General features: G+C 58.7%; 13 protein-coding genes (1 of these 13 running past the window's edge). 2 read left to right on the forward strand and 11 right to left on the reverse strand.

Going from position 1 to position 12414, the window contains the following annotated elements:
- Positions 1–28: 28 nt before the first annotated feature.
- The 11 genes from HUW52_RS01615 to HUW52_RS01665 all read right to left on the reverse strand — a co-directional run bounded on the left by HUW52_RS01615 (position 29) and on the right by HUW52_RS01665 (position 10165).
- Positions 29–1990 (reverse strand): DUF4105 domain-containing protein, encoded by a 1962-nt coding sequence (locus HUW52_RS01615; RefSeq protein ID WP_016985546.1) that lies wholly within the window; start codon positions 1988–1990, stop codon positions 29–31.
- Positions 1987–2307 carry a DUF2388 domain-containing protein gene (locus HUW52_RS01620; protein WP_007911662.1) on the reverse strand — a complete coding sequence of 107 codons (321 nt, stop codon included), beginning with the start codon at positions 2305–2307 and terminating at the stop codon, positions 1987–1989. Before HUW52_RS01620 ends, HUW52_RS01615 begins: the two co-directional genes overlap by 4 nt.
- A gap of 43 nt (positions 2308–2350) precedes the next feature.
- A complete protein-coding gene (locus HUW52_RS01625; protein WP_016985545.1) occupies positions 2351–2668 on the reverse strand; it encodes a DUF2388 domain-containing protein in 318 nt (105 codons plus the stop codon).
- Positions 2669–2776: 108 nt separating this feature from the next.
- Positions 2777–3094: a DUF2388 domain-containing protein gene (locus tag HUW52_RS01630; protein ID WP_007953908.1), complete on the reverse strand. Its 318-nt coding sequence runs from the start codon at positions 3092–3094 to the stop codon at positions 2777–2779.
- 134 nt (positions 3095–3228) lie between these two features.
- Entirely contained in the window at positions 3229–3438 is a 210-nt protein-coding gene (locus tag HUW52_RS01635) for a DUF1127 domain-containing protein (RefSeq protein ID WP_016985544.1), read from the reverse strand.
- Positions 3439–3695: 257 nt separating this feature from the next.
- Positions 3696–3911 (reverse strand): DUF1127 domain-containing protein, encoded by a 216-nt coding sequence (locus HUW52_RS01640; protein WP_007911656.1) that lies wholly within the window; start codon positions 3909–3911, stop codon positions 3696–3698.
- Between the two features lie 321 nt (positions 3912–4232).
- Positions 4233–5726, reverse strand: a complete 1494-nt coding sequence (locus tag HUW52_RS01645; protein ID WP_175552800.1) for an acetyl-CoA hydrolase/transferase family protein — start codon at positions 5724–5726, stop codon at positions 4233–4235.
- Between the two features lie 214 nt (positions 5727–5940).
- Positions 5941–7374, reverse strand: coding sequence for an NAD(P)(+) transhydrogenase (Re/Si-specific) subunit beta (locus HUW52_RS01650; RefSeq protein WP_016985542.1), 1434 nt, complete (start codon positions 7372–7374; stop codon positions 5941–5943).
- Positions 7374–7694 carry an NAD(P) transhydrogenase subunit alpha gene (locus HUW52_RS01655; protein WP_003187417.1) on the reverse strand — a complete coding sequence of 107 codons (321 nt, stop codon included), beginning with the start codon at positions 7692–7694 and terminating at the stop codon, positions 7374–7376. The genes HUW52_RS01650 and HUW52_RS01655 overlap by 1 nt, the downstream gene beginning before the upstream one ends.
- Before the next feature lie 15 nt (positions 7695–7709).
- Complete coding sequence (locus tag HUW52_RS01660; protein WP_175552801.1) at positions 7710–8831, reverse strand: Re/Si-specific NAD(P)(+) transhydrogenase subunit alpha; 1122 nt, start codon at positions 8829–8831, stop codon at positions 7710–7712.
- A gap of 434 nt (positions 8832–9265) precedes the next feature.
- Positions 9266–10165, reverse strand: a complete 900-nt coding sequence (locus HUW52_RS01665) for a LysR family transcriptional regulator (RefSeq protein ID WP_175552802.1) — start codon at positions 10163–10165, stop codon at positions 9266–9268.
- Positions 10166–10323: 158 nt separating this feature from the next.
- On the opposite strand from HUW52_RS01665, the gene HUW52_RS01670 reads away from it, so the two are divergent.
- Complete coding sequence (locus HUW52_RS01670) at positions 10324–11505, forward strand: acyl-CoA dehydrogenase (RefSeq protein WP_016985539.1); 1182 nt, start codon at positions 10324–10326, stop codon at positions 11503–11505.
- A 13-nt stretch (positions 11506–11518) separates the two neighbouring features.
- A protein-coding gene (locus tag HUW52_RS01675; RefSeq protein WP_175552803.1) for a CaiB/BaiF CoA-transferase family protein crosses the window boundary here: on the forward strand, positions 11519–12414 show its 5' portion. 331 nt of this gene lie beyond the right edge of the window; the window shows 896 of its 1227 coding nt (coding positions 1–896); it begins with the start codon at positions 11519–11521; the stop codon falls past the right edge of the window.

The following is a 12414-nucleotide window of genomic DNA, read 5'->3' on the forward strand; positions in this document are numbered from 1 at the left end:
ACCGCAGCCAATGGCTGCGGTCTTTTTTTCAGGGCAGCTCCAGTCCGCCGGAGGCCTTGTGCAGTTTGCGCAGATGCGCGCCGATCTGCTTCACGTTCTCCTCACTGGCGGCAATCTCCGCAGCCCGCTTGGGTTCCAGCAACTTGCGTACTTCTGCGTCCAGATCGCCGGAAAGCACCAACAGCTTTTTCTGTCGTTGGCTGCTTTCGTCTTCCAGTCGCTTGAACTCGCTCGGTTGCGGCAATCCATAACCACGGCTATCGAGCAGTTCCGCCGGGCGGCTGAGGAACCCGCTGTTGGCGAGAATTTCCTGCAAGGTCGCGTTGGCCTTGTCCATGCCGCCGTTTTCCAGCTCGCGGGCGCCGAGGTAACGCTGCTTGACCTCGTCCTGCGCCAGCAACAGCTGACGGCGATAACTGGCTTGCTCCAGCAACAGCAGCGCGGCGCTGGTGCGCAAGTCGGCACGCTCGAACCACTCACGGCGCTCTTCGGCCGACAGCGAAAGCCACTCCTCCACGGTGGTCTGTTTGATCGGCAATTGCTTCTTCAACACATCGAACATTGCCTGATAGCGATCGCGGAACGAGTCGAAGCGATAACCCAGACGCAGCGCTTCTTTCGGATCATCCAGCACACTGGTGTCCGCCAGACCACGGCCCTTCATCACTTCCAGCAAACCGTTGGGCATGATGCTGTCCAGGCCAACAAACTGAGTGTTGTTGCTGCCGCTGCGCAACAGCTTCAAGCCTTCCACCGCGCAGTTGTTGGAGAGGAAGAAGTAGTTGCCGTCGTAACTCCAGTGCATTTCGGCGGCGTGCTCGACTACGCCTTCGATCTCGTCCCGTGACAGGTTCAGCGGCACGGAGGCGAGGCTGCGCAGTTCGGTCTTGGTGTATTCGTCGATGACCTGCGCAAGCGGCAATACGAACAATCGCGACGGGTATTTGCCGACCAGTCCATCCCAGCTCGACAGCTGCACATCGCCGACAAAGGCGCGGTATGACAACACCAGATGCTGGTCCAGATCGAGTCGACAATCCGGGCCACGCGGGCGGCCCGGTGCGCAGATCACCAGACGCAACATGCTGTGGCCCCAACGGCTGACCCAGTTCTGATTGGCCTCGGCCAGCAAGTAGTCGACGGCATAGACCCGTTCCGGGTCGACTTGCCCTAACGGTTGCTTGGCAAAGTCGTTACCGGCATTGAGAAACGCGAAGGTCTTGCTGCAGGTGTCCTTGGCCGCCGGCGCCCAGCCGAAGTGTTCCTTGTAATAGCGATACAGTGCGGGGCGGCGGCAGGCGTAGCTCGTGTCGAGCAGGAAATACTCCATGTTGACCGCGACGAACTCTTTAGGACTGGAAATTTCGTACAGGTCCGGGCTGCGGGCGATCTGCCGATTGTGTTGTTCGCGCTCACCGCGACGACCGACGTATTGCTGCCAACCAGCGAGGTCGAGCAGACGCGGATCATCGCTGAGGGTGAAGCGACGGCCGTTCTGGCCGCGACACTCGTCGGGAATGCCGATCAGCCCGGCGCTGTTGAAACGACGCGTGCAGCGCTGGATCAGTGTGCGTTCAGCATCTGGCCACAGGCGCGCACGATCATAGATATGGGTGATTTCATGCAGCACCGTGGCGAGCAGTTCCTGGCGCACAGTGCCGTGGGGCCGATTGGTTTTTTCTTTGGCGGCACTGCCATCGGTCAGGCCGGCGAGCAGTTTGCGATTCAGATCGAGTTCGGAAACCAGCGTGGCCTGGCCATAGGCATTGCCGGGCATGTCATCGGTCCAGCCGACATCAATGCGCCGATCCAGCCGTGCGATAAAACTCGGCGGCAGCTTTTGCATCGCCTCATCGATCAGCGCCTGGCTGGCCTGTTGTTGGGCGGGGCTCAGACCGTCGGTCTTGAGCCGCAATTGCAGGCCGGCGTGGGCACTGTTGCCAAGTAGCAACAACGCCCCGGCCAGCAGCCAGGCGCCGATTGACTTCACAGTGCGAGGATGGCTTCGGCGAGAACCTGATCGCTGGCGTCACGCGCTTCCGGCACACGAGTGCGCAGGGTGTTCAGCGCTGCTTCCAGATGCGCGCCGCGGATATCGCCGTTGGTGGCGACAAAACTGGCTGCGTCATCGTGCGCTTCGCGGATGATTTTCGAATCGCGAATCGACGTGGTGGTGTCGGAAGTGAAATCGATGGTGCGCTGGGAGGCACGAACGATGATGTTACTGGTGGCTACCAGGGTGTGTGCCTGGGCCACATCGGCCAACAAAAACAGGCCAAGGGCGGCAGCAATCAGCGGGCTACGCATGGAACGACTCCGGAGGGGCAAGGATAACGGGGGAACAGAATAACTATTGGACGAGAATTGCCTCTGCCAGTTCAAGGTCACTGACATGAAGTTTCGGCCGGGTTTTGCGCAAGTAATGCAGCGCGGATTCCAGACGAGCACCTCGCCATTCACCGTCACTGGCAACAAATGCGGCCGCGTCATCATGGGCGGCGAGCAGCAGTTTACGGTCGAAAGGCGCGGAAGACACCATGCTGGTGGCGTAACCACTGACGACGGTGCCTTGTGTCGACGCATTGAAGGCATCAAAGGCATTGACCGGCGTCGCCCAGCAGGTGCTGAACAACACAGAGGGGATCAGTAGATTTGAAAGAAAGCGCATCGGACTCGGTAATTTTTGGTGAGCCCAAAGGCTAGCGCAATGCCCGGGCCAGAGCCAGCGCCGAAACATCGGGACACGTTGCGCGTGTCCCGCAATGCCTGAAGTCGCTTAGATCGTCAGGATGGCTTGGGCAAGCTGTGCATCGGTCGCATTCAGTTGTGGCGCCTGGTGACGGATATGATCCAGCGCGCTTTCCAGTTTCACCCCACGGATCTCGCCTTCGCTGGCGACGAAGCTGGCGGCGTCGTCACGGGCAGCCAGAACGATTTTGTCGTCACGGAAGGACGAGGTGACGTCGGAAGTTGCGTCGGACGAGGACTTCAGTGCACCGACAACGGCGTCGGTGGTGACGATAAAGCTGGTGGCGCTGGCGTTGGCAGCCACGGCCAGCAGGGCGGCAGCGCTGAGCAGACGAAGTCGGGACATGGTGTAACTCCTGTGGATAAACCGTATTGAGAGGTGGCTCGGTATCTGAGGAGTCAGACGCCAGTGACACAGCATTCGCCACGTTCTGCGTGGATATTAGGCCGACGGGCGACTTTCGCACAGAGGGCAGAGTGCTAGCGCCAGAACGGTTTATCCAGTTCATTCACGCGGTCCGCGTGGCTGAGGCCAAGATCGGCGAGATCACGATTATCGAGTTGAGATAGCAGGCGCCGCGTTCTGGCGCGTTCCAGGCTGCCCCAGAGACCGCGAAACAAGCGTTGCAGAGGGTTGGGGCGATAAGCCGGTAAGCTTAAAATCTCTGAAACATCCTGTAAGTCATTCATGGCGTATTCCGTTTACCGGTGAAGGCGGAAGGTCATGTTGAGCCTGTCGCAGACAAAGATGCAGATACACTAGAGTTAAATTGTACTGGTTCAGATGTTGATTATTTAAAACTGTACCTGTGAGCAACATCAGCAGGTGTACCGGGATTTTTTCAGCCCGAAAACGACAAAACCCGTCGTGGTTTCCCACGACGGGTTTTGCTTGTTCAATTCGGGTTGCTGGCGGTGGGTCTAACGACCAGAGCCAGCGACGCTACTTAGCGCCAGAACGGCTTGCTCAGCTCTTCGTAGCGTTGTGCTTCGCTGATACCGGCGTCAGCCAGCAGACGCGAATCCAGACGAGCCAGTTGATGGCGGCTGGAGATGCGGCGCTGCCACAACATCAGGTTGGCGATAACGCGCAGAGGCAGGGAAGCCTGGGTGTTTACAGCTTTGTCTTCGAAGAACAGTTCGGAACTGAGTGTACGTTCCATGGTTGACATCCTTCCGCTTGTGGCGGGATCAGGTAGTGGTTTGACTGGTGCCCATGATCCTCTCGTTTGCCAAGTCTCTCTAGATACAGTTCAGTTGTATTGTGAGTGACCAGTTAACTGTTTATAGCGGGTGTACGGGTCAAAATTGAGCAAACTGTACTTGTCCGCACTCAAGTGGTGCATTTTTGCTCGATTCACTTGGAAAGGTAGGCAAAGCCTGTAGGAAATGACCGGTACAGCAGTACAGTTTTTGTCAGGCAGGACGCTTGCGAAAGTCCGCCAACGCAATCTGTGTTTGCATCAGCGGATTATCTGTGTGAATTACACCGCCAGCATGCGCCCGGTTTCTTCCAGGTTGATGTGCCAGCTCAAGGCTTCGCGCAGGATGTGCGGGGTGTGGCCACCGATTGCACAGGCCGCCGTGAAGTAATCGTTCAGTGCCTGCCGGAAGTCCGGGTGTACACAGTTATCAATAATGACCCGCGCACGCTCCCGTGGCGCCAGGCCGCGCAAGTCGGCCAGCCCGACTTCGGTCACCAGAATGTCAACGTCATGCTCGGTGTGATCAACGTGGCTGACCATTGGCACCACGCTGGAAATGGCCCCACCCTTGGCGATCGACTTGGTTACGAACACCGCCAGGTGCGCGTTTCGCGCGAAATCACCAGAACCACCAATGCCGTTCATCATCCGAGTGCCACAGACGTGGGTGGAATTGACGTTGCCGTAGATGTCGAATTCCAGCGCTGTGTTGATGCCGATGATGCCCAAGCGACGGACCACTTCCGGGTGGTTGGAGATCTCTTGCGGACGCAGCACCAACTTGTCCTTGTACTTCTCCAGGTTACCGAACACGTCGCTGTTGCGGCGCTCCGACAGGGTGATCGAGCTGCCCGAAGCGAAGCTCAGCTTGCCGGCATCGATCAGGTCGAAGGTCGAATCCTGCAGCACTTCGGAGTACATGGTCAGGTCTTCGAACGGCGAGTCGATCAGGCCACACATCACCGCGTTGGCGATGTTGCCGATGCCCGCCTGCAACGGGCCGAGCTTGTTGGTCATGCGCCCGGCGTCGACTTCCTGTTTGAAGAAGGTGATCAGATGCTCGGCGATGGCGTTGGTATCCACGTCCGGCGTTGACACGGTGGACGGCGAATCCGACTGCTGGGTAATAACGATGGCGACAATCTTCTCCGGCGGAATCGGAATCGCCGTGCTGCCAATACGGTCGTCGACTTTTACCAGCGGGATCGGCGTGCGCGTCGGGCGGTAAGTCGGGATATAGATGTCGTGCAGGCCTTCGAGGTTGGCGTTGTGCGCCAGGTTGATCTCGACGATCACCTGTTTGGCGAAAATCGCGAAGCTCGCCGAGTTGCCCACCGACGTGGTCGGCACGATGTGGCCCTGTTCGGTGATGGCCACGGCTTCGATGACCGCGATGTCCGGCAGCTTCAGTTGCTGGTTGCGCAGTTGCTCGACGGTTTCCGACAGATGCTGATCGATGAACATCACCTGCCCGGCGTTGATCGCTTTGCGCAAGGTGCTGTCGACCTGGAATGGCATGCGTCGCGACAGTACGCCGGCCTCGGTCAATTGCTTGTCGAGGTCGTTGCCCAGGCTGGCGCCGGTCATCAGGCTGATCTTCAGCGGCGTGACCTTGGCCCGCTCGGCCAGTGCGTGAGGGACGGCTTTGGCTTCGCCAGCGCGGGTGAAACCGCTCATGCCGACGGTCATGCCGTCCTCAATCAGAGCGGCTGCGTCGGCGGCGCTCATCACTCTATCCAACAACGAAGGCAGGCGAATACGGTCACGGTACATGGATTATTATCTCGGGAAGCGAGTAGCAGGATGCGCAGTCTAGTGAATTTGACGGGTGCCTGTCCCGCTACCAAGGTCGCAAACGAGGCGTCTATTTAGCGGGTTTCAAGTAAAACACCGTTACTGGATCTGCAACAACGCGGCATATTGTCCGACTGTTTGCGCAAACAAAAACGCCCCGACAGGTCGGGGCGTTTGGTCTTGCAGCGGGGAATTACTCGACCGCTTTGACCATGTCTTCGATGACTTTCTTCGCGTCGCCGAAGACCATCATGGTCTTGTCCAGATAGAACAGTTCGTTGTCCAGACCGGCATAGCCGCTGGCCATCGAGCGCTTGTTGACGATGATGGTCTTGGCCTTGAACGCTTCGAGAATCGGCATGCCGGCAATCGGCGACTTCGGATCGTTCTTCGCGGCCGGGTTGACCACGTCGTTCGCGCCGAGCACCAGCACCACGTCGGCCTGGCCGAACTCGGAGTTGATGTCTTCCATCTCGAACACCTGGTCGTAAGGCACTTCGGCCTCGGCGAGCAGAACGTTCATGTGCCCCGGCATACGACCGGCCACCGGGTGAATCGCGTACTTCACGGTCACGCCACGGTGTGTCAGCTTCTCGGTCAATTCCTTCAGTGCGTGCTGTGCACGTGCAACCGCCAAGCCGTAGCCCGGCACGATGATCACGGTGTCGGCGTTGGTCAGCAGGAAGGTTGCGTCGTCAGCCGAACCGGATTTCACCGGACGTGCTTCTTTCGCGCCGGCCGGGCCTGCATCGGCCGTGTTGCCGAAACCGCCGAGCAGTACATTAAAGAAGGAACGGTTCATCGCCTTGCACATGATGTACGAGAGGATCGCACCGCTCGAACCCACCAGCGAACCGGCAATGATCAGCATCGAGTTGTTCAGCGAGAAGCCGATACCCGCCGCCGCCCAGCCCGAGTAGCTGTTGAGCATGGATACCACCACCGGCATGTCTGCACCGCCAATCGGGATGATGATCAGCACGCCCATCACGAACGCCAGTGCCAGCATCAGTGCAAACGCGGTGAGGTTGCCGGTGAACATGAAGGTCAAGCCAAGCGCCAGTGTGGCCAGGCCCAGCACTGCGTTGAGTTTGTGCTGGCCAGCGAACTGTACCGGTGCGCCCTGGAACAGACGGAACTTGTACTTGCCCGACAGCTTGCCGAAGGCGATTACCGAACCAGAGAAGGTGATTGCACCGATAGCGGCACCAAGGAACAGCTCCAGGCGGTTGCCCGTTGGTATCGAATCGCCCAGCTGTTTAACAATGCCCAGCGACTGCGGCTCAACCACCGCAGCGATGGCGATGAACACCGCTGCCAGACCGATCATGCTGTGCATGAAGGCGACCAGTTCCGGCATTTTGGTCATTTCAACGCGCTTGGCCATGATCGAACCGGCAGTACCGCCGACCAGCAGACCGACGATGACGTAACCGATGCCGGCGGTGGCCAGCTCAGCACCCAACTTATAGATGAGGCCGACGGTAGTCAGAATGGCCAAGGCCATGCCGAGCATGCCGAACAGATTGCCGCGCCGCGAAGTAGTCGGGTGCGACAGGCCTTTGAGGGCCTGGATAAAACAGATCGACGCGATCAGGTAGAGCGTCGTGACGAGATTCATGCTCATTACTTCGGCGCCTCTTCTTTTACTTTCGGGGCTTTCTTCTTGAACATCTCAAGCATGCGGCGGGTGACCAGGAAGCCACCGAACACATTCACCGCAGCCAGTGCCACGGCGAGGGTGCCCATGGTTTTGCCCAGCGGCGTGACGGTCAGTGCGGCCGCGAGCATGGCGCCGACGATGACGATCGCCGAGATGGCGTTGGTCACCGCCATCAACGGCGTGTGCAGCGCAGGTGTAACGTTCCAGACCACGTGGTAACCGACATAAATCGCCAGCACGAAGATGATCAGGTTGTAGATACCGGGGGAGATAAGCTCTTCCATCGTCTGAATCCCTGCTTAGGCGTTTTTGCGGATGACTTGGCCGTCGCGGCACATCAGGCACGCGGCGACGATGTCGTCTTCGAGGTTGACGTCGAACTGGCCTTCTTGGGTGAACACCAGCTTGAGGAAGTCCAGCAGGTTGCGTGAGTACAGTGCCGAAGCGTCTGCAGCGACTTCACCGGCCAGGTTGGTCGGGCCGCAAATGGTCACGCCATTCTCGACGACGACTTGGTCTGCCACGGTCAGTGGGCAGTTGCCACCCTGAGCTGCTGCGAGGTCGATGACCACCGAACCCGGTTTCATCTGCGCCACAGTCTCCGCGCTCAACAGCGTCGGTGCCTTGCGGCCCGGAATCAGCGCGGTGGTGATGACGATGTCAGCCTGCTTGGCGCGCTCGTGCACGGCCTGCGCCTGACGCTGCATCCAGCTCGCCGGCATTGGTCGCGCGTAACCACCAACACCGACGGCGCATTCACGCTCTTCATCAGTCTCGTAAGGTACGTCGACGAATTTGGCGCCGAGGGATTCGATCTGCTCTTTTACCGCCGGACGCACGTCGGACGCTTCGATCACCGCACCCAGACGTTTCGCCGTAGCAATCGCCTGCAACCCGGCCACACCCGCGCCGAGAATCAGCACGCGCGCCGCTTTCACGGTGCCCGCAGCGGTCATCAGCATCGGCATGAAGCGCGGATAGTGGTGAGCGGCCAGCAACACAGCCTTATAGCCGGCAATGTTCGCCTGCGACGACAGCACATCGAGACTCTGCGCGCGCGAGGTGCGCGGCGCCGCTTCGAGGGCGAACGCGGTAATGCCGCACTCGGCCATCTTCGCGATGGTTTCGTTGTTGAACGGGTTGAGCATGCCGACCAACACCGTACCGCGCTTGACCAGCGTCAGTTCGGCATCGCTTGGGGCGACCACTTTGAGAATCAGCTCGGCGCCAAACGCGTCATTGGCACTGCCAATGGTTGCGCCTGCCGCTTCATAAGCACTGTCGACCACACTGGCTTTTACGCCGGCGCCGGTTTGCACAGTGACCTTATGACCTTGGCTGATCAGCTTTTTAATGGTTTCCGGGGTTGCAGCAACCCGTGTTTCACCGGTCTGGGTTTCGAGAGGAACACCAATGTGCACGTCAAATCTCCTGCGTGATCTTATTGAGTAAACCCATGCACTACGGATGGTGCGACTGGGGCGGCCGATCAGCACGATCCCGCCAAATCAGGGCGGGGCGCGGCATTTTGCAGGCGAACTTTATGCCCTTCAAGGGATTATGACGCGTGACGGAAAATTAACTACAAGTCATGCCGTGACCGAATGTCGCAGATGGCCAGCTGAATCCCTTGCAGGCCGTGCCTTGCAAGGATTCTGGCCGATTATGGAAAAATTTCTCATCGGTGACGTGAATAGGCATCAATGCGTCGCCGATGGAGGCTCAAAGCCACGTCTTCAGGCGCTTGTGGGACGTCTGTACGACTTTCGGATACAGTCTGTGCAATTGCGACAAATAGTTATATCTGTAGGGCTTTGATTTTCCTGACTACGGGGTTAGTTATCACTGTAAGTCCTTATCCTTCTAGGCTGTAGCTGTTCGCCTGGGTTACCAGCCAATCACGAAATGCCTTTAATGATGCGGATTCGACCTTTCGCTCGGGAATCATCAGGTAATAGGCCTTGATGCTCGAGAGTGCCTGCGGGTTGGCAATCACCAAGCGCTTCTCGGCCAGTTCACGCTGAATCAGGAACGGTGGAATCAGCGCAATGCCCATGTCGTGCATGGCCGCTTGGGCGAGCATGGAGAATAGCTCGTAGCGCGGTCCTGTCATGTCGCGGGGGATATTCAGCTGTTGCGAGTTGAACCACTGGCGCCACGAGTAAGGACGGGTGGTCTGCTGCAGTAGCGGCAGCTCGGCGATGGCTTCGGCTGTCAGATGCGTCTTGTTGCCGAGTAGGGTGGGGCTGCACACCGGCATCGGATTTTCACCCATTAGCCTGTGGGATTCGGTACCCGACCAGTCGGCGTCGCCGAAGTAAATCGCCGCATCGAATTCGGTATCGGCAAACAGAAAGGGCCGCGTGCGGTTTGTCAGGTTGACCGTGACTTCCGGGTGCTTGAGCTGGAAATCCTTGAGCCGCGGCAGTAGCCATTGGGTGCCGAAGGTCGGTACTACCGCCAGTTCGATCACATTGGTGCCTTGCTGGCCCATGACTGAAAGGGTGTCGCGTTCTACCGCATCGAGTTGCGTCGCCACCCGACGACTGTAGGAAAGCCCCGCTTCGGTCAGTTTCACTCCGCGTCGTGAGCGTCGGAACAGCTCTACGCTGAGGAACTCTTCAAGGCTGGCGATCTGTCGGCAAATCGCGCCCTGGGTGAGGGAAAGTTCTTCGGCGGCCCGGGTAAAGCTCTCATGGCGTGCAGCGGCTTCGAAGCTGATCAGGGCGGTGGTGCTGGGAATCTTCCTGCGCATGTACATCAACCTCACTAATGCGCCGCATAAAAGGCATTTCGCGACGTTTCGGAGTGAGAAATTAGCACAACAGGATGCGAAATCCTCGTTTGCCGCGATGGCTAACCACGCCTAGGATCAATGCCACGTTAATTCAGTCGATTTGCGAGGACACACTCATGGGCGGTAAAGCTAGCTTCAACTGGATCGATCCACTGCTGCTGGATCAACAGCTCACCGAAGAAGAGCGCATGATACGCGACACCGCCGAGCAGTTCGCTCAGCAAAAGCTCGCACCGCGTGTCCTCGAAGCTTTCCGCCATGAGAAGACTGACCCGGCAATCTTCCGCGAGATGGGCGAAGTCGGCTTGCTGGGCGCGACCATCCCTGAGCAGTACGGTGGCAGTGGCCTGAACTATGTCAGCTACGGTCTCATTGCTCGCGAAGTGGAGCGTGTCGACTCCGGCTACCGCTCGATGATGAGCGTGCAGTCGTCGCTGGTGATGGTGCCGATCAACGAATTCGGCACTGAAGCGCAGAAACAGAAGTACCTGCCGAAGTTGGCCTCGGGCGAGTGGATCGGTTGCTTCGGTCTTACCGAGCCAGACCATGGTTCCGATCCGGGCGCGATGATTACCCGCGCACGTAAAGTCGACGGCGGCTACAGCCTGACCGGCGCGAAGATGTGGATTACCAACAGCCCGATCGCTGATGTGTTCGTGGTCTGGGCCAAGGACGATGCCGGTGACATTCGCGGCTTTGTATTGGAGAAAGGCTGGAAAGGCCTGAGTGCTCCGGCGATTCACGGCAAGGTCGGCCTGCGTGCGTCGATCACCGGCGAGATTGTCATGGACAACGTGTTCGTGCCAGAAGAGAACATCTTCCCGGACGTGCGTGGTCTGAAAGGCCCATTCACCTGCCTCAACTCTGCGCGCTATGGCATCTCCTGGGGTGCGCTGGGCGCTGCCGAGTTTTGCTGGCACACCGCTCGCCAGTACACCCTGGATCGTCAGCAGTTCGGTCGCCCATTGGCCGCTACACAGTTGATCCAGAAGAAACTGGCCGACATGCAGACCGAAATCACTTTGGCGCTGCAAGGTTGCCTGCGTCTGGGTCGTATGAAGGATGAAGGCACGGCCGCAGTGGAAATCACTTCGATCATGAAACGCAACTCGTGCGGCAAGTCGTTGGATATCGCTCGTATGGCGCGCGACATGCTCGGCGGCAACGGCATCTCCGATGAGTTCGGTGTTGCCCGCCATCTGGTCAACCTTGAAGTGGTGAATACCTATGAAGGCACTCACGACGTCCACGCGCTGATCCTCGGGCGTGCGCAAACCGGTCTGCAGGCGTTCTATTAATAGGAGAGCGACCATGGGCGCGCTGTCGCATCTGCGGGTATTGGATTTATCGCGAGTGTTGGCCGGGCCGTGGGCCGGGCAGATCCTCGCCGACCTTGGCGCCGAGGTGATCAAGGTCGAGCGCCCGGGCAATGGTGACGACACTCGCGCCTGGGGGCCGCCCTTCCTTAAAGACGCTTATGGCGAGAATACGTCGGAAGCGGCTTATTACCTGTCGGCGAACCGCAACAAACAATCGGTGACCATCGACTTCACCCGCCCCGAGGGGCAGAAGCTGGTACGCGAACTGGCGCTGAAGTCGGACATCCTCATAGAGAACTTCAAGGTAGGTGGTCTGGCGGCTTATGGGCTGGACTATGAGTCACTGAAGGTGATCAATCCGAATCTGATCTATTGCTCGATCACAGGCTTTGGTCAGACCGGACCGTATGCCAAGCGCGCCGGTTATGACTTCATGATCCAAGGACTGGGCGGGCTGATGAGTCTGACTGGTCGGCCTGAGGGTGATGAGGGGGCCGGGCCGGTGAAGGTGGGTGTGGCGTTGACGGATATTCTTACCGGTCTGTATTCGACGGTGGCGATTCTGGCGGCATTGGCTCATCGCGATCACGATGGCGGTGGCGGTGGCCAGCACATCGATATGGCGTTGCTGGATGTGCAGGTTGCATGCCTGGCCAACCAGGCGATGAATTATCTGACTACGGGCAATGCGCCTAAGCGTCTGGGCAATGCGCATCCGAACATCGTGCCTTATCAGGACTTTCCTACGGCCGACGGCGACTTCATTCTTACGGTGGGTAATGACGGGCAGTTCCGCAAGTTTGCCGAAGTGGCGGGGCAACCGCAGTGGGCTGACGATCCGCGCTTTGCTACTAATAAGCTGCGAGTGGCGAACCGGGCAGTGTTGAT

It is taken from the genome of Pseudomonas sp. 43A (assembly GCF_013363935.1).
Taxonomy (GTDB): domain Bacteria; phylum Pseudomonadota; class Gammaproteobacteria; order Pseudomonadales; family Pseudomonadaceae; genus Aquipseudomonas; species Aquipseudomonas crudilactis.

What these genes read in the sequence shown, in the direction of transcription:
- HUW52_RS01620 (WP_007911662.1), bottom strand. Translation starts at nt 2,307, where the DNA reads ATGCGTAGCCCGCTGATTGCTGCCGCCCTTGGCCTGTTTTTGTTGGCC.
- HUW52_RS01625 (WP_016985545.1), bottom strand. Translation starts at nt 2,668, where the DNA reads ATGCGCTTTCTTTCAAATCTACTGATCCCCTCTGTGTTGTTCAGCACC.
- HUW52_RS01630 (WP_007953908.1), bottom strand. Translation starts at nt 3,094, where the DNA reads ATGTCCCGACTTCGTCTGCTCAGCGCTGCCGCCCTGCTGGCCGTGGCT.
- HUW52_RS01635 (WP_016985544.1), bottom strand. Translation starts at nt 3,438, where the DNA reads ATGAATGACTTACAGGATGTTTCAGAGATTTTAAGCTTACCGGCTTAT.
- HUW52_RS01640 (WP_007911656.1), bottom strand. Translation starts at nt 3,911, where the DNA reads ATGGAACGTACACTCAGTTCCGAACTGTTCTTCGAAGACAAAGCTGTA.
- HUW52_RS01645 (WP_175552800.1), bottom strand. Translation starts at nt 5,726, where the DNA reads ATGTACCGTGACCGTATTCGCCTGCCTTCGTTGTTGGATAGAGTGATG.
- HUW52_RS01650 (WP_016985542.1), bottom strand. Translation starts at nt 7,374, where the DNA reads ATGAGCATGAATCTCGTCACGACGCTCTACCTGATCGCGTCGATCTGT.
- HUW52_RS01655 (WP_003187417.1), bottom strand. Translation starts at nt 7,694, where the DNA reads ATGGAAGAGCTTATCTCCCCCGGTATCTACAACCTGATCATCTTCGTG.
- HUW52_RS01665 (WP_175552802.1), bottom strand. Translation starts at nt 10,165, where the DNA reads ATGCGCAGGAAGATTCCCAGCACCACCGCCCTGATCAGCTTCGAAGCC.
- HUW52_RS01670 (WP_016985539.1), top strand. Translation starts at nt 10,324, where the DNA reads ATGGGCGGTAAAGCTAGCTTCAACTGGATCGATCCACTGCTGCTGGAT.